Annotated in this window: 18 protein-coding genes; 9 read left to right on the top strand and 9 right to left on the bottom strand. The window is 42.2% G+C overall.

What is annotated here, in order from left to right; translation table 11 throughout:
* Positions 1 to 24 precede the first annotated feature (24 nt).
* Positions 25 to 354, top strand: coding sequence for a four-helix bundle copper-binding protein (locus ACSW3C_RS06035; RefSeq protein ID WP_486561465.1), 330 nt, complete (start codon positions 25 to 27; stop codon positions 352 to 354).
* An 822-nt stretch (positions 355 to 1,176) separates the two neighbouring features.
* On the opposite strand, the gene ACSW3C_RS06030 is transcribed toward ACSW3C_RS06035, so the two are convergent.
* Together ACSW3C_RS06030 and ACSW3C_RS06025 are read right to left on the bottom strand one after the other, a co-directional pair.
* A complete protein-coding gene (locus ACSW3C_RS06030; protein WP_486561463.1) occupies positions 1,177 to 1,380 on the bottom strand; it encodes a hypothetical protein in 204 nt (67 codons plus the stop codon).
* Positions 1,381 to 1,805: 425 nt separating this feature from the next.
* Positions 1,806 to 2,552 carry a metallophosphoesterase family protein gene (locus tag ACSW3C_RS06025; protein WP_486561462.1) on the bottom strand — a complete coding sequence of 249 codons (747 nt, stop codon included), beginning with the start codon at positions 2,550 to 2,552 and terminating at the stop codon, positions 1,806 to 1,808.
* 112 nt (positions 2,553 to 2,664) lie between these two features.
* On the opposite strand from ACSW3C_RS06025, the gene ACSW3C_RS06020 reads away from it, so the two are divergent.
* Positions 2,665 to 3,105 carry a hypothetical protein gene (locus ACSW3C_RS06020; protein ID WP_486561461.1) on the top strand — a complete coding sequence of 147 codons (441 nt, stop codon included), beginning with the start codon at positions 2,665 to 2,667 and terminating at the stop codon, positions 3,103 to 3,105.
* Positions 3,106 to 3,146: 41 nt separating this feature from the next.
* Here ACSW3C_RS06020 and ACSW3C_RS06015 read toward each other — a convergent pair whose 3' ends face one another.
* Positions 3,147 to 3,434: a DUF2653 family protein gene (locus tag ACSW3C_RS06015; protein WP_486561460.1), complete on the bottom strand. Its 288-nt coding sequence runs from the start codon at positions 3,432 to 3,434 to the stop codon at positions 3,147 to 3,149.
* Positions 3,422 to 3,859: a hypothetical protein gene (locus ACSW3C_RS06010; protein WP_486561459.1), complete on the bottom strand. Its 438-nt coding sequence runs from the start codon at positions 3,857 to 3,859 to the stop codon at positions 3,422 to 3,424. Before ACSW3C_RS06010 ends, ACSW3C_RS06015 begins: the two co-directional genes overlap by 13 nt.
* Before the next feature lie 1,051 nt (positions 3,860 to 4,910).
* Between ACSW3C_RS06010 and thrS the strand changes: the two genes are divergently transcribed.
* The 3 genes from thrS (at position 4,911) to ACSW3C_RS05995 (ending at position 7,865) form a co-directional block, all read left to right on the top strand.
* The gene (gene thrS / locus ACSW3C_RS06005) at positions 4,911 to 6,116 is read left to right on the top strand and encodes a threonine--tRNA ligase (protein ID WP_486561457.1); all 1,206 of its coding nucleotides are present in this window, start codon (positions 4,911 to 4,913) and stop codon (positions 6,114 to 6,116) included.
* Between the two features lie 384 nt (positions 6,117 to 6,500).
* Positions 6,501 to 6,818 (top strand): RNHCP domain-containing protein, encoded by a 318-nt coding sequence (locus tag ACSW3C_RS06000; RefSeq protein WP_486561455.1) that lies wholly within the window; start codon positions 6,501 to 6,503, stop codon positions 6,816 to 6,818.
* Between the two features lie 189 nt (positions 6,819 to 7,007).
* Positions 7,008 to 7,865 carry an alpha/beta fold hydrolase gene (locus tag ACSW3C_RS05995; protein WP_486561453.1) on the top strand — a complete coding sequence of 286 codons (858 nt, stop codon included), beginning with the start codon at positions 7,008 to 7,010 and terminating at the stop codon, positions 7,863 to 7,865.
* A 48-nt stretch (positions 7,866 to 7,913) separates the two neighbouring features.
* Here the strand turns inward: ACSW3C_RS05995 and ACSW3C_RS05990 are convergent, their stop codons facing one another.
* The gene (locus ACSW3C_RS05990; RefSeq protein WP_486561452.1) at positions 7,914 to 8,600 is read right to left on the bottom strand and encodes an SGNH/GDSL hydrolase family protein; all 687 of its coding nucleotides are present in this window, start codon (positions 8,598 to 8,600) and stop codon (positions 7,914 to 7,916) included.
* 202 nt (positions 8,601 to 8,802) lie between these two features.
* On the opposite strand from ACSW3C_RS05990, the gene ACSW3C_RS05985 reads away from it, so the two are divergent.
* The 4 genes from ACSW3C_RS05985 to ACSW3C_RS05970 all read left to right on the top strand — a co-directional run bounded on the left by ACSW3C_RS05985 (position 8,803) and on the right by ACSW3C_RS05970 (position 11,397).
* Positions 8,803 to 9,900, top strand: a complete 1,098-nt coding sequence (locus ACSW3C_RS05985; RefSeq protein WP_486561521.1) for a DUF4362 domain-containing protein — start codon at positions 8,803 to 8,805, stop codon at positions 9,898 to 9,900.
* Between the two features lie 119 nt (positions 9,901 to 10,019).
* Positions 10,020 to 10,442 carry an NUDIX hydrolase gene (locus ACSW3C_RS05980; RefSeq protein ID WP_486561451.1) on the top strand — a complete coding sequence of 141 codons (423 nt, stop codon included), beginning with the start codon at positions 10,020 to 10,022 and terminating at the stop codon, positions 10,440 to 10,442.
* 58 nt (positions 10,443 to 10,500) lie between these two features.
* Positions 10,501 to 10,737, top strand: coding sequence for a DUF3977 family protein (locus ACSW3C_RS05975; protein WP_486561450.1), 237 nt, complete (start codon positions 10,501 to 10,503; stop codon positions 10,735 to 10,737).
* 276 nt (positions 10,738 to 11,013) lie between these two features.
* On the top strand, positions 11,014 to 11,397 hold the full coding sequence (locus ACSW3C_RS05970; RefSeq protein ID WP_486561448.1) for a hypothetical protein: 384 nt from the start codon (positions 11,014 to 11,016) through the stop codon (positions 11,395 to 11,397).
* 61 nt (positions 11,398 to 11,458) lie between these two features.
* Here ACSW3C_RS05970 and ACSW3C_RS05965 read toward each other — a convergent pair whose 3' ends face one another.
* The 4 genes from ACSW3C_RS05965 to qoxB all read right to left on the bottom strand — a co-directional run bounded on the left by ACSW3C_RS05965 (position 11,459) and on the right by qoxB (position 15,479).
* On the bottom strand, positions 11,459 to 12,388 hold the full coding sequence (locus ACSW3C_RS05965) for a bile acid:sodium symporter family protein (RefSeq protein WP_486561446.1): 930 nt from the start codon (positions 12,386 to 12,388) through the stop codon (positions 11,459 to 11,461).
* A 259-nt stretch (positions 12,389 to 12,647) separates the two neighbouring features.
* Positions 12,648 to 12,938, bottom strand: a complete 291-nt coding sequence (gene qoxD, locus ACSW3C_RS05960) for a cytochrome aa3 quinol oxidase subunit IV (protein ID WP_238081607.1) — start codon at positions 12,936 to 12,938, stop codon at positions 12,648 to 12,650.
* 1 nt (position 12,939) lies between these two features.
* Positions 12,940 to 13,536 carry a cytochrome aa3 quinol oxidase subunit III gene (qoxC, locus tag ACSW3C_RS05955; protein ID WP_238081605.1) on the bottom strand — a complete coding sequence of 199 codons (597 nt, stop codon included), beginning with the start codon at positions 13,534 to 13,536 and terminating at the stop codon, positions 12,940 to 12,942.
* Entirely contained in the window at positions 13,533 to 15,479 is a 1,947-nt protein-coding gene (qoxB, locus tag ACSW3C_RS05950; protein ID WP_486561444.1) for a cytochrome aa3 quinol oxidase subunit I, read from the bottom strand. Before qoxB ends, qoxC begins: the two co-directional genes overlap by 4 nt.
* Positions 15,480 to 15,483 lie beyond the last annotated feature (4 nt).

Here is a 15,483-nt window from a genome sequence, read left to right as displayed (position 1 = left end):
AATCTTCTCTCGGAGGTGAACTATATGGAATCCAAATATGCTGAATGTTATCGGATCTGTCTGGAATGTTTGGAAGCCTGCAACACTTGTTTTGATGCCTGTTTGAAAGAAGAGGATGTCAAAATGATGGCAGGCTGCATCCGACTCGATCGGGAATGTGCTGATATTTGTGCTTACACCGCACAAGCGATTTCCCGTAATAGTCTTTTTGTCGAAGACATCCTGTCACTTTGCGCGACCATTTGTGAACGCTGTGCAGAAGAATGTGAAAAACATGATCATGATCATTGCAAGAGATGTGCAGAAGTATGTCAGAAATGCGCTGCAGTATGCCGGGAAATGACAGTGGCATAATTTGTTGCTATGAACACTCAGGTTTCCTGAGTGTTCAGACTGTAGACAAAGTCACTTTGAGATGAATAGAATTGCATATACCAATCGGCAGTGAGCGCAACTTCGCTTTCCATGGGCTTGGCTTCAGCCAATGGAACAGCGAAGGGTTCGATTTGTATAATTCCTGCGCCTCGCGCAGAAATTATACATCCGTTGCTCGCTACGCATTCGCTTTAGCTCGCAAAAGCCGTACTACGCGACGGCTTTGCCTGCGGGGTCCTCAGCTCAAGCTATTCCCATAGGAGTCTTCGTTGCGCTCCCTGCCTTTAATACAATTTCTTAATTGTTGAGTAAATACATGAAGACTCTCTAAACTTCTTTTATACGAGGTCTATCATATTAATTCTTAATAACAACATACCTTGTTAGCAGAACATCCGTTGATTGGAGCGGAAGGCGTCGACTCCTGGGGGATCAGCGGGACAGGTGAGACCCCACAGGAAAAGCCGTAACAAGGAACGGCTTTTGCGACAAAAAGCAGAGCGTTTGGAGCAAGCTTGAATCGCGAAACAACAGGTAGAGGATGCCTTAATTTCTGCAAAGAACGCAGAAATACGGCAAATCGAACTCTTCATTGTTCGATTGGCTCACCGCCCGCCCCCCGGAAAGCGACGCCAGAAGCGTAAATCAACTTTACTAGGAATCTAAATGTAAGTAGCGGTTATATATTATTTTTATACGCCACAACAAATTAATATGCTTTTGTCTACGCTCTGGAACACTCAGGTTTCCTGAGTGTTTTTTGACGTATCTATTAACAAGTACCATCCTGATTTGCATGAATCAAGGATTTTTCACTTGCTTATAATAAACGATCAGTAGAGAGAGGAATAGGGAAGATGATAAAAACATGAAATACGTATTTACATTGAAATATTGACTGTTAACATGCAACGACATAAAGGAAGTGATCGTATCAATATAGCCCCAATCGATATGGCCTACATTATTTTTGTGCGTTTCCGCCAATAGAGTTTTGTATTTCAAAAAAGAACTCCTTTGGTACAGAAAAGATATGACCAAGTGAAGAAACGTAACGGTCATTCCAATAAAGAAAACAGTAGGTTTTATACTAAATTGATTGAATATGTTTAGCAATAAATAGACGAGATAGAAAAACATACAAGCAAGAATTGGGAATAATAATAGTGCTGGGTTCCCATTCCCTGATTCATCATCAAGTGCTGGAGTTAGTACATTACATATCCAAAATATCGGTATGGCAAGAATAATGATTCCAATAATAATACATATCTTTCTTTTCAATATAAATCACATCCACTTTCCTCAATGTCACTCTTTATTCTTTACTTGATTTTAACACTTTTTTCCTTTTATTAGTTGTCTGCACTTAAAAAATTTGATAAGGGTAGTTTCCGAATAAAGAAATTATGATGAAGTTCAAGTTGTATCTATAGGTTTAATTGATTTCCATGAAAAGCACGGAGAAGGAACTCACGTTGTGGCACTCGCAATTCTTCATATGAAGCTAAAAACGTAGTATTATCATAAACAGCTTTTTCGAGTTGGATATCGATTTTTGTAGGAGTAAATTCTACAATCGCATAGGGAGCCGTCGGTCTGGAGTTGCAACCTAAAGATCCAGGATTTAAATAGATTGTCGTCTCATTGTTGAAGTAGTGGACGGGGTGGTGATGTCCAAAACTAATTAAGGCTTCTTTGTTGTCCTTGAACAAGGCAGCGACATGAGAAAGACTAGGCTCCACAATGCGACTAAATGGATCATTGCTAATGGGAGCAGTCATTTTGTTCGGCTTGATGTGATAATGAGTAAACAGGATCGAATGTCCATCAATCGTTCGATTAATAGTACGGGGCAACCTCTTCAGTTTATGGATGAAATCTTGGTCCAAGCGATCTGCTATCCATTGATGATGCTCTCTTGCGTGTGAGTGGCTTGAAGGATATTCATCAGTAGTAAGCAGAGCTAAAACGGCTTCATCATGATTGCCGGTAACCATAGAAATATCCTCTCTTTCGAACAAAGTATCGAGCACTTCATTTGTATTCGGACCAATTCCAATCATATCCCCCAGGCAGTAAATATGGTCAATATCCCGCCGTTTGTCCAGCTCTGCAAGCACGGCATGTAAGGCAGGAGAATTCCCATGAATATCTGTCACTACTCCAACTTTCACGATTCCACACCTTCTTTATTTTTGTGTTAAATTATATCATATGAAGGAATATTCAAATACTACACAGTCAATTAGCTAACAAATGGATGTAAAAGCAGGGAGGGAACATAGAATGACACAGTTTTATTATGTATCTTCAAAGTCTTCGCTACCTACCGGAGTATTTGGAGAGGAGAAAAAGAAGTCAGGGAAGGGGCATATGACATTTCAATCGGATGTAGCGGAGGCGTCTATCACAGTAAAACTTCTAGATGGAAAAGGTCCTGACAACTTGTCGTATCCCTATCAGTATAAAGTTTATTCCAATATAGGAGATTTCGGGGCCAACAAAACGGAATTGAACGAGGTTGATGAGAAGTGCTTAAGCACCTTGCTAAGCTATATAAAAGAAGCGGTTAATCGCAGTTTTGTTGTTGAGTTCTTTACCGCCTGGGCAGGGGAAGAGGATTTGGATCCAGTCCAAGTGTCCGAGTTGGCAATGGAGGAGTTAATAAGTACATCTTTACACCTGAAAAATCTTGAAAAGCTGAGAATCTATAGACAGATAAGATAGCAGAAAACCCAATCAATCATTATGACTGATTGGGTTTGCGCTTAATGAATAGATGCGATAATCCCTTCGTTCCGATCAAACAGAAGGCGAATGCCTGCGGCAAAAGGATCTTCTTGAAGGACCTCTTCGATCCAAAGCCGGATCGCCTGAATCATTTGAAAAGAGGTAAGCGAGTAGGTTTCCCCTTGGAAAACTGCCTCGGCAGAGAAAACTTCTTCGTCATATGCCAATTCTACTTCGACGTCTTCCGGCTGGACTGGATAATTCTTTGCCGCGTATAAACAGATGGCATTGACAATATCTTGCTCCGACATCGTCAGCTCCGCCATGGGTTAACTTCTTCCTTCTTCTTTTTGAAAGAGACAAAAATTTTCCGGATGATGCTGATGATCAAGACGATCGCCAACATATTAATCATAAATCCAAGAAGTGAGCCAAGGATACCCATGTTGGCAAACAGACTGCCGAATAAGAGTCCCGCAAGACCGCCCACGAACAATCCTCTCATTAAGCCGCCGGAGAAAAATCCTCCCTTTGAAGAAGCGGGTTTTGCTTGTTTGTTAAAGGAAGCATTATCTTCTTGTTTCTTATCCACTTTAGCGGGTTTGTTGTAATTGTTATTTGTGTTGAAGCTCTTTTTGCCTGACTTATACCCTTTCGCCTCAACAGTTGTCGCATGGTCATTGAATAGGGTGCTGCCGATCGGTGACATGATGATTGTTACTGCAAGTAGCGCCGATACTAGTTTTTTCAATTCATTTCCCTCCGTTTGTGGGCACTCTTTTGTGCCTTACCGTTATTATAAATGATTTAGTGCTAAAATAATAATCAATTGCATCGGTAGAATTGTGAATAAAAATGGAAGGCAATAACTTGAAATGAATTAACATCGAAAGATAGCTCGATCCGCAAATACGAAAGGGAATTGGTGTGTGTGGTGTAATGTAAACAATTTATTACAATGAAAGATGCCTATTGACAGAAATGTTGCGGTTAACTATAATTCAAAAAAAGCGATCAGATAGTTCGGCATTGAAAAGGACATGAATCATTTCAAAAACTTTACCAGAGAACAGGACCTTGGCTGAAAGTTCTGTAGTGGAAGAAATGGTTAACCACCTTTGAGCTATCATAGGGGACTGCGCTCGGCAGAAAACTATGTTCGGGAGACCGTTATCACTAGAGCGACATGCTTTTTAAGTATGTCGGAAATTGGGTGGCACCACGACCGCATTCGTCCCTTTATACGGGGAGGAATGCGGTTTTTTAATTGAACAGGAAGCATTGAAAAGGATACGAATCATTTGGAAAGCTTGACAGAGAACAGGACCATTGGCTGAAAGTCCTGATGTGGAACAGATGATTTACCGCCTTTGAGCTGTCGCAGGTAACCGCAAATATGCGAAACTGCGATCGGGAGACCGTTATCGATAGAGCGTCATGCTTTTTTGGCATGGCGGAAACAGGGTGGCACCACGACCGCATTCGTCCCTTACACAGGGAAAGAATGCGGTTTTTTAATTGAATAAGAAAGCACTGAAAAGGACATGAATCATTTTGGAATCTTGCCAGAGAACAGGATCATCGGCTGGAAGTCCTGTAGAAGAAGAAATGATTTACCGCCTTTAAGCTGTTGCAGGGAATCGCGAGATTTGCGTGAAACTGCAACCGGGAAACCGTTATCGAATTGAGCGTCGTCATTCTTGTGAATTGCGGCGGAATCAGGGTGGTATCACGACCGCATTCGTCCCTACACATAGGGAGGAGTGCGGTTTTTATTTATATACAATATAGGAGGAATTAGTATGTCAGTCAATCAAGAAATTGAAAAAAGGAACCACCGTAAATTAGGGCAGGAACTGGAACTGTTCATGGCGTCCGAAGAAGCACCGGGCATGCCGTTTTATTTGCCGAAAGGGATGATTGTCCGGAATGAATTGGAACGATATTGGAAGCAAAAACACCAGGAAGCAGACTACGAGGAAATCAAAACACCGATTATGATGAAGCAGGAGTTATGGGAACAATCGGGACACTGGGATCATTACCACGAAAACATGTATTTTTCGAATGTCGATGAGCAGCACTATGCTTTGAAGCCAATGAATTGTCCTGGAGCTATGCTCATTTTTAATCATAAACGGAGAAGTTATCGTGAATTGCCTATTCGATATGCGGAGCTAGGATTAGTTCATCGTCATGAGTTGTCTGGTTCATTAAATGGAATGTTGCGGGTCCGGGCCTTTACGCAAGATGATGCCCATCTGTTCGTCCGGAAGGATCAAATTGAAAAAGAAATTGACAGAGTACTGGATATGGTACATGAGATATACTCTGAATTCGGTTTCGAGTATGAAGTGGAACTGTCGACTCGGCCGGATCATTATATGGGATCGCTTGAATTATGGAACGAAGCTGAACAGTCGTTGGAATCCGTACTCAAACAACGCGGCATGGACTATCGAATTAATGAAGCGGACGGAGCGTTCTATGGGCCAAAAATCGATTTCCATATTCTCGATTCGCTCGGACGCAGCTGGCAATGTGGCACAGTCCAGCTGGATTTCCAAATGCCTGAGAAGTTCAATTGCCGCTATGTGAATGAACAAAATGGACTCGAATACCCGATCATCATTCATCGCGCTATCTTTGGCTCAGTTGAACGTTTCCTTGCCATCTTAGTCGAACATTATGGAGGAGACTTCCCGGTATGGTTGGCGCCTGAACAAGTGAGAATCGTTCCGATCGCTGATCAGCATGTTGATTATGCAAACGAAATGCGACAAAGGCTTGCAAAAGAGGGGATCCGGGTCAAAGTGGATGATCGGTCCGAAAAAATGGGAATGAAGATTAGAGAGTCCGAAAAGCAAAAGGTGCCGTATATGTTGATCGTAGGAGACCAGGAAGTCGAAAAACAACTTGTCTCTGTCCGCAAACGGAAAGAAGGGGATTTGGGGCAGATGCCAATGGATGAGCTGCTAGTAAAAGTACAAAGCGAACTGAAGAAATAGGAAAATAAGCTATTTTATCAAAAGGGGATCTGCTACGATAATATGGAATACATGCCAAAGCATATGGAGTGATAAATTTGATCGTACAAATAAGAGATGGCCGTGCAGCATAGGGGACGAATGCCGATGTCAGTGATCCGGGAAGAACACCAACTAGTGGGAGATGGAGAGGTCCGTCTCACAGTGGCTGTGACAAATTGAAAAGCAGCCGAGGTTCGGATGTTGGGATGAAATACGCCCGGCTGAAGCAGGAACTAGCAGTAATCGCCGGGTAGAGCGCGGCGGTGAAGGGGTCCCTTCTCTCGGAAAGCCTGAAACTACAAAGTAGGAAAACAGAACGGAACCCTGCCTCCAAAGATGAAAAAACATCTTGGAGGAATGTACATGGGCCGGAAAGAAGAAAATACAGGATTTATTTGTGAGCAATGTGGAGCAACGATTGATCCCTTAACGAACGGGAGTTTTCGAAACCATTGTCCTTATTGCTTATACTCGAAGCATCTTGACAATAAGCCGGGAGATCGAGCGAGTGATTGCCTTGGATTAATGAAACCCATTGGGTGGGACTATTCAGCGAAAAAGGGCTACCAGCTGATTCACCAATGTGAAAAATGCGGGAAAATCGGGAAGAATAAAATCGCCCGATGTACTGTGCAGGAAGATGATTGGATATCCTTTTCATCAAAAGGATTTACTTTCTAGTATGTATTCATTGAGAGCCAAGCGAATGATTTGCTTGGTTCTTTTTTTGATTGGAATGTCTGGTGAGACCCGTGAAAACGAAAAATGAGGTCTATGTGTTCTGTTGTAATGGTATTAATCCGAAAAAAATCAGTTAACATAATTTTCTTATCAGTGGTACAATATGGGAAGGAAAAGGGGGATCATCATATGTGGAAGCAACGAATTATCGAAACAAGCAGAGGGTCTTTTGAGTTGTTTGAAAAAGGAGAAGGTGAGCCACTTGCTGTCACTCACTTATACAGTGAGTACAATGAAAAGGGAAATACATTTGCGAATCCCTTCACGAATCATTATCATGTCTTTTTGATCAATTTACGGGGAGCCGGAAAATCAGTGGCTGCGGAATCAGAAGAGCAATATAGCATGAAGGAAACCGTGTTGGATCTGGAAGCAATTCGTGAAGCGCTACTACTGAAAAAATGGGGATTTGCAGGACATTCGACAGGAGGGATGCTGGCGCTAGTTTATGCGACGATGAAACAAGAATCCTTAACGAAAATCATTTGTGGCGGTGCTGCAGCTAGTAAAGAATATGCTGCTGATCCTGGAAGTATTTATTGCAGGGAAAACCCGAACTTTGAGCGGATTGTAGAAATAATGGATCGCTTGGATACGCCAGATGTTCCTCTAGAAGAAAGACGCTCATTGGGACGGGAATGGAATTTGATGTCTTTTCATTCTGAAGCGATGATGGATGCCGCTATCCTAAAACCGAATAGCGGACGGACAGTAGGAGATCGATTGTCATACTTTCGAAAAGTTGACTGCAAGACCTACGATGTCCGAGAGGCATTGAAAAGTGTTCATATTCCTGCTTATATTTACTCTGGGGTTTATGATGCGCAATGTCCTCATAAATTTGGCGTTGAAATAGCGAATTGCCTGCCGAATGCTTCCTTCAAAAGTTTCCGTGAAAGCAATCATTATCCGTTTGCCGAGGAAGAGGAGAAGTTTGATAAATTTGTTGAAAGCACGCTGAGAGAAGCAAATCAGGCAACTACATAATTTCTTGATGAGCAGGGGAGGAGCTATTTTTCCTCCCCTGTATTTCCGTTACTTTAGGCTGGTCCCTAATTGATCAATTTTCAAGGCATATTCCTTAGCAACTAGTTGAGCTCCTGTGCTATTTAAGTGAATCCCGTCCAGAGTTAAGTACAAGCCACGCTTCCGAGACAATCGATCAATTTTATTCGGATTTTTATAGAATAAGACATCTTTCATAATACTCAAGACATTGCAATTAATGTAATCTGAGCAGGAAACCTTACTTAATTGCATTTCAAACACAGCTTGCATGTTTAGAAAGCTGGCATTAGGAAATAATGCAGCAATTGATTGAATAAGACTTGATATCTCCTTTATTTCGTCATTGAATGGCGATTTCATATTTTCTCCTACCAATGCAGGTGATACTACTACGATGTGTTTAGTAGAAGAGATGATCATTTCCACTATTTCATTGAAATATTTCTTAAATTCTTCGAGATTCTCTGTAATTGGTTGAGCTTTCACTGTTAATAGTTTGGAATAGACGTCATTGACGCCGATCCATAAAAAAACAATGTCATAAGTAGCTTTTTCCTTTTCTTTTAACAGACGAGAATGCAGACTTTTTAAAGTCTCTCCTGGCTTCCCGCGTTTGTCAAAGATGATAGCTGGAAAATTCTCCTTTAGAATATCTGCGAATGATATACCAGGGCGGCCATCCGTTAGACTATCACCGATTAAACCTATTCTCATCCATCAATCCCTCCGTTTTATTCTTTTAAGGGTAAATCTTTATATAACTGCTACGCATTCTTAAGCTGTTACATCTAGTATATATTAATTTGAAACCGTTACTATCTAATAACAGTAATATTCGGTATTATGACACATTTCCAAATAGGGAAACGTCATTTTAGTGGGAAGTTATTTGAAGGGGGCCCTCCTATTGAAAAAAATGATGGTTGTTCTTTTCATTGTGTTGTTGGGATTTCAGCTGACTGCCTGTAGCCAACAAGAAGACAAAATGAATACAAAAGGCGTGAAGAATGTTGATGTGGTAAATCAACATAGAGGCATAGACGGTATAGAGAAGTTGGAGCGCTTTTATCAGGATTACCAAAATGGGGAGACGGCAAATTTGCGGATTGTTCATTATTCTCTGGAAGGAGATCCGATTGTGACCGATCTTGCTTACGATGGAAAGATAGTAAAGGTAATCTATGATGGTTCCCGAGATGCGTTTGGAAGTGGGGAAATTCACACCATCACATGTAACGGGGTAACTGAGGAAGAATACCCGGTCAATCGCAGTTATCTCGCCTATGGCTGTGACGAAGGAAAGAACGGAATGGCGGAAATCTTATCTATTGATTATGATTTGAGCCGACAAGACTTCTTTGGTTTTGAATTGAAATATGGTGAAGGGCTAAAAAAAGAGATCGGATCGAAAATGGGAACGCAGTCAATGGGTCAAAATTCCACCATGGCGAAGACCAGCAATTTGCAATTCTCCAAGGAGGACATGCAAGAGTTTTACAAACGATTAATCCTAGCCAATTATTTAGGAGGAAAAAACGTAACAACTAGCTGCCATGAGGATCAGGATTCGGAATATTATCTAAAGGTCTATTTGAATGGAGGGGAGGATGAGTTTTCTTGGTCAACCTGTCATAAAAGTGCTGATACAACTAAGTTTACAGATATAGCTAACTATCTGGTTACACGAGCAGATAATCAGGTGCCAGAAAACTCGATCCAAACTATCCAAGGGTATGTACTTCAAGCGGAGAGTGAAACTTTGTTACTCGTAGCAAATATTAACCGATTAGAATACCAATGGATTCAGGAAGAAGTGAAGCAAACGAGTTTGGATACGTATGCACACGATTATTATTTGATCGAGGGCATATATACGACTGCGATCAAACCAGGCGATAAAGTTCTCGCCACGTTTGAAGGGGATCAATTAAATGAACAAACAAGAAAAGTAAATGTACAAGAGTTAACAAAGTTGGGAGATGGGGTGGAAACACTTTCTGAAGAAAATAATTAGTATACATTGGGATGGTTTGGGATTCGCAAGCCTTTTAGAAATAAAAGGTGGGTTAATAACCAAAATACCGAGGGGGCAACTGTTTGCAGAAACCAATTTATTGTAAAGGGGAAAATAGGATGGGAACAAACATGTATACACCTGCAAAGCATTTTGTTTCAGCTGCAACAATTGTATTAAATGATCAAAATGAAATCCTATTGATTAGAGGTCCATTGAGAGGTTGGGAAATGCCTGGTGGCATTGTAGAAGAGAGGGAGTCGCTTAAAGAGGCTGCCATAAGAGAAACGAAAGAGGAATCAGGTATTGAGATTGAAGTGATTCAATTCTGTGGAGTATTTCAGAATGTCCAAAAATCCATCTGCAATACGCTGTTTTTGGCAAAACCGATCGGTGGCGAATTAACTACCTCACCAGAAAGTTTGGAAGTTGGGTTTTTCCCGATCGAACAGGCATTGCAAATGATCACGATTGATAACTTCAGGCAAAGGATTGAGTACTGTCTTGATAGCAGCAAGCAGCCGTTCTATGTGGAATTTTAAATAGTAGTGACGATATTCAATGTCTATGACAAAAGCTCGAAGTGAGGAGGGGAATGAGATGAAGTATATAGAATTCGGAATAGGCAACAAATGGTTAGTAAGAACAGAAACAGAGTTGTCTGATGGAACGGAAGTCGAGGAGAGGGGTATAAAACGACCGATACATTTTGGATCAATTTATTTTAGAATTTGGATAGGGAAAAATGTCATGATCATCGACTCCAAGGAGGGAATAAAAGTCGGAAAGAAGGATAAAACGAAAGTTAAAATAATCTTTGGGATCAAAAGCTTATGATGAAAAAAGCTCGCCACCTTGTACAGTACATAACCAATCTCCAATTTCTTATACATAAGGAAAAAAGTATTTCTTTCAATTGAATAGGTTAGGCATCATTAATAATGATCAAGACTTCACAATAAAGAGTAGATACCTCTACGCCCTAAGTCGTACTAAAGTTACACCCTTAGCTTGTTTTGCAAAGAAGAAGATGCTGGTAAACTAGAAACAATTAGCTGGCCCTCTTCCGAGTGAGGGGTTAGCGGAATTTTTAAAGATAAAGGGGTTTTTTTAGTGGTAATAAGACTTTCGTTGTTGAGCTTAACTCTTGCATTAGCCATAACGGCTGTCCTCTTGGGGGCAAAATATCCAACAGGGCCAAACACAATTTCATTTGACCAGCCATTCCTTCTCATGTTATCGATCGGAATGGTAGTAGCGTTATTCTTGCCGCCACTCATTTTAGCTTTCTTTGATCATACGGTCGTTCGAATCATTTCAACTATTTATCAAGCCTTTATCGTTTTCACTTTTGTCGTTCTCATTCCGGTTGGGTTTTTCATTCCGAGTGTTTGGGTCATAGGGGTTGGCATTGCAGGAGTGCTAGTTTCAACAGGCAGTATACTTGCTACGGTAATAACAGGAACAAAGAGAGATATCCAGACTGCGTCCTATTGATTGAAAAATTTGCACAAGCATACAAGCAGGCCAGTTCATTGTAAACTGGCCTGCTTGCATTTTATTTCTTTGATTTTCTTGCCCAATAAGTTGCGAGCAACGGCCCGGAAATATTATGCCAGAAGCTGAAGATGGCGCTTGGTACAGCTGCGAGAGGACTAAAATGAGCAGCAGCAAGTGCTGCTCCCAGCCCGGAGTTTTGCATGCCGACTTCGATGGAAATTGCTTTTTGGTCCGGATAGTCCAATTTGAACAATTTGGCGATCAGGAAACCGAATAGGTAACCGAGTCCATTATGTAAGATAACGACCGCGAAAATGAGTAATCCTGATTCGACTATTTTTTCCTTGCTTCCCGCGACAACAGCCGCCACAATCAATACGATTGCAATTACGGAAACAAGTGGCATGATATCAACACTCTTTTTTGCCTGTTCCTTCAAGAAGAATTGAACGATCAATCCGAGTGCGATAGGGAACAAGACGATTTTCACTACAGACATGAACATATTGGATGCCGATACTTCAAGCCACTCACTCGCCAAAACATAAATTATTGCGGGTGTAAGAATGGGGGCAAGCAAAGTGGAAACCGAAGTAACCGCTACAGACAATGCTGTATTTCCTTTCGCTAAGAAAGTCATGACGTTGGAAGCAGTCCCTCCAGGACAGGAGCCGACTAATATGACACCAATAGCGATTTCTGCTGGCAAATTCAAACCTTTCGCAAGGCCGTATGCAAGCAGCGGCATAACGATGAATTGAGACAAGACACCGATCAGCACGCTCTTCGGCTGGCGGATGACTTCTCCAAAATCCTTTAACGTCAATGTCATTCCCATGCCGAACATTACAATACCTAGCAGGATGGAAATATATTTTCCGAGCCCTGCAAACTGAGCTGGCATGAAAAATGCGAGCGCTGCAAAGACTAAAACCCAAATCGCAAATGTCTTTCCAATAAATTGACTAAATTTGATAAAAGATTGCATAGTTTTTCACCTCCTATCGTTATATATTATCATTGAATAGAAAAATGTCACTCTATTTTTTATATTGGGAGGTTTCGAGTAATTGATTGCTATCCTTGTCAGGGTTTCACTTGAAATTTTGTCCTGGTTATTGAATGGGCACACTTGTAGAATCTTCAAATCCTTACCTTATACAAGGCACCAACTATTTTTATAGACGAATAAGAAATATATATATAAATCAAAAAAGGACCTGTTCAACATGAACAGGTCCAATTTGTTAAATCATATTATATCCCCACAACATAGCGAACAGCGTACCAAAAATAGTAACGAGTCCGACGAAGAGGGCATAGGCGATGTTGGTCATGAGAGAGCGCTTATCTTCATTTTCATTCACGTGCATGAAAAGGAAGAGCTGCAAGCCTGCTTGAACCAATGCGGTAACGCCTAAGATTGTCATGCCAGAAGCGAAAGTCAGATCAAACTTCACAACAACGAGCGCAATCAGTGAAAGGAGAAGTGAAGAAACAAATCCGATCACATGTGGGATAGGAAATAGCTGTTTCATATCACATCATTCCTTTCAAGTAGACGAAGCTGAAGATGAAGATCCAGACAACATCTAAGAAGTGCCAGTACAAGGAGAAGATGAATGACTTGTTCGCTGTTTCAGGGGTTAAGCCGCGTTTTTTCACTTGATATAAAATCGCGCTGCCCCAAAGGAGACCGAATGTAACGTGGGCTCCGTGAGTTCCAAGCAATGTGAAAAGGCTGGACAAAAATGCGCTTGTCTGGATGGTTGCCCCTTCATGTACGTACGTCACAAACTCTGTAATTTCAACGCCGAGGAAGACGGCTCCGAGAACAAGAGTAATGCCGAAGAACGTCATCATTGCCTTCTTAGCTCCGATCCGCATCGCATGGATGCCGAGACCGATTGTGAAACTACTTGAGAGGAGCACGATCGTCTCTACCATGACCGGTGTCAATTCAAAGATATGACTGCCGGCCGGGCCGTTCCCCGTCCGGTTCACAAGTGTGAAGTAGACGGCGAACAACGTGGAGAATAAGACGATTTCTGCGCCGAGGAAAATCCAGAACCCGAGTATCTTCAGGCGGTTTTCCTCTGTGCTGTATTCAAGAGGCTTAGCGTGATCTATTTTCATGACTGTTCACCTCGCAATGCTTTTTCAGTCTGTTCAATTTCCTCAACAGAAATGTGGTGGCCATGATCCTGCTCAAATGTCCGGTAGGCCATTGTGCCAAGGACAACGAGACCTGCGATGATGGCAGGGATCCACCAGCTGAACACCATGAAGAATCCGAAGAAGAAGAAAGCGACACCCATGATGAAAGGCTGGCCGTTATTATTCGGCATGTGGATCGGTTCATAGTTGCCATCATCCGTCAACGGCGTGTTTTCCTTTTTCGAGAACCAGAATGCATCTAGTTTTGTAACGACAGGTGTTTTTGCAAAGTTGTATTCAGGCACAGGGCTTGGCGTGCTCCATTCAAGCGAACGTCCATCCCATGGATCGCCTGTTGTATCGCGTTTCGCGTAACGGGTACTCCAGTAAATGTTATATACAAGCAAGATAAACCCGATTGTCAATCCGACTGCTCCGACCATGGAAAGCATATTAAGCGGTCCGAAGCCAGTGCTTTCCGAATAGGTGTACATCCGGCGTGTCATACCATTCAACCCTAAGATAAAGAGAGGGAAGAACGTGACGTTGAATGAAATCGCAATGAACCAGAACGCCCATTTACCAAGCTTTTCGTTCAAACGGAAGCCGAACACTTTCGGGAACCAGTAGTGGTATCCTGCGATAACGGCGAACACCGTACCTGGAATTAATACATAATGGAAGTGGGCGACAAGGAACATCGTATTGTGATATTGATAGTCGGCACTTGCCATGGCTAGCATAACCCCGGTTACCCCGCCGATTGTGAAAATCGGAATGAACGCCAGGGCATATAGCATTGGGGTAGAGAAAGTGATTTTCCCTTTACGCAATGTAAAGAGCCAGTTGAAAATCTTAACCCCGGTTGGTACCGCGATTGCCATTGTCGTAATTGAGAACACGCTGTTGACCATGACGCCATGTCCCATTGTATAGAAGTGATGTACCCATACTAGGAACGACAGCATGGAAATGGCGACCATACTGATAACCATAGATTTGTAACCATACAGATTCTTACGTGCAAATGTTGCAATGATTTCACTGTAAATACCGAATGCCGGCAAAATTACGATGTACACTTCAGGATGTCCCCATACCCAGAACAGGTTCGCCCAAAGCATATCCATCCCGCCGTTTTGCATGGCAAAAAATTGAGTTCCAAATTGACGGTCAAGCATCATAAGAGCAAGAGCGACTGTCAAAACAGGGAACGCGAAGATGATGATAACGCTAGTGATCAAAATGGACCAAGTGAACATTGGCATTTTCATTAATGTCATGCCAGGTGCACGCATTTTCAAAATCGTGACGAGGAAGTTAATACCTGTCATCAATGTACCAATCCCGGCAATTTGCAGGGAAAGTGAATAGTAGTTATTTCCGACAGTCGGACTAAATTCCGTGCTCGCAAGCGGGAAGTAAGCTGACCAACCTGCGTCTGGCGATCCGCCAATGACGAAAGACAAGTTCAGCAACATCGCTCCAAAGAAGAAGAGCCAGAAGCTGACTGCGTTCAAACGAGGGAATGCGACGTCGCGTGCCCCGATTTGAAGCGGGATGACGACGTTCATCAAACCGATGATGAATGGCATCGCCATAAATAGAATCATGATAATTCCATGTGTAGTAAAGATTTCATTGTAATGCTGTCCATCGAGCAGCCCGTTTTCCGGTACTGCCGTTTGCGCCCGCATAAGCAGGGCGTCAACGCCACCACGGAACAACATAAGCAGTGCCGCGATAATATACATAACACCGATTTTTTTATGGTCAACAGTCGTCAACCAATTGCGCCATAGGTAACCCCATTTTTTAAAATAGGTGAGACCTGCTACGATCGCAACGGAGACAAGAACTATCGAGACCATCGCCGCGTAGATCATCGGCTCGCCGGTGACGAAAAATTCATCCCATTTCATAGAT

The organism is Sporosarcina sp. AD_1 (genome assembly GCF_057373025.1).
Note: the sequence above shows the minus strand (reverse complement) of the source record. Positions and strands in the feature narration are given on the sequence as shown.

Excerpts from the sequence above, each read along its gene's own strand:
- ACSW3C_RS06035 (WP_486561465.1), top strand. The coding sequence starts at position 25 with ATGGAATCCAAATATGCTGAATGTTATCGGATCTGTCTGGAATGTTTG.
- ACSW3C_RS06020 (WP_486561461.1), top strand. The coding sequence starts at position 2,665 with ATGACACAGTTTTATTATGTATCTTCAAAGTCTTCGCTACCTACCGGA.
- ACSW3C_RS06015 (WP_486561460.1), bottom strand. The coding sequence starts at position 3,434 with ATGGCGGAGCTGACGATGTCGGAGCAAGATATTGTCAATGCCATCTGT.
- thrS (WP_486561457.1), top strand. The coding sequence starts at position 4,911 with ATGTCAGTCAATCAAGAAATTGAAAAAAGGAACCACCGTAAATTAGGG.
- ACSW3C_RS06000 (WP_486561455.1), top strand. The coding sequence starts at position 6,501 with ATGGGCCGGAAAGAAGAAAATACAGGATTTATTTGTGAGCAATGTGGA.
- ACSW3C_RS05995 (WP_486561453.1), top strand. The coding sequence starts at position 7,008 with ATGTGGAAGCAACGAATTATCGAAACAAGCAGAGGGTCTTTTGAGTTG.
- ACSW3C_RS05990 (WP_486561452.1), bottom strand. The coding sequence starts at position 8,600 with ATGAGAATAGGTTTAATCGGTGATAGTCTAACGGATGGCCGCCCTGGT.
- ACSW3C_RS05985 (WP_486561521.1), top strand. The coding sequence starts at position 8,803 with ATGATGGTTGTTCTTTTCATTGTGTTGTTGGGATTTCAGCTGACTGCC.
- ACSW3C_RS05980 (WP_486561451.1), top strand. The coding sequence starts at position 10,020 with ATGGGAACAAACATGTATACACCTGCAAAGCATTTTGTTTCAGCTGCA.
- ACSW3C_RS05975 (WP_486561450.1), top strand. The coding sequence starts at position 10,501 with ATGAAGTATATAGAATTCGGAATAGGCAACAAATGGTTAGTAAGAACA.
- ACSW3C_RS05965 (WP_486561446.1), bottom strand. The coding sequence starts at position 12,388 with ATGCAATCTTTTATCAAATTTAGTCAATTTATTGGAAAGACATTTGCG.
- qoxD (WP_238081607.1), bottom strand. The coding sequence starts at position 12,938 with ATGAAACAGCTATTTCCTATCCCACATGTGATCGGATTTGTTTCTTCA.
- qoxC (WP_238081605.1), bottom strand. The coding sequence starts at position 13,536 with ATGAAAATAGATCACGCTAAGCCTCTTGAATACAGCACAGAGGAAAAC.
- qoxB (WP_486561444.1), bottom strand. The coding sequence starts at position 15,479 with ATGAAATGGGATGAATTTTTCGTCACCGGCGAGCCGATGATCTACGCG.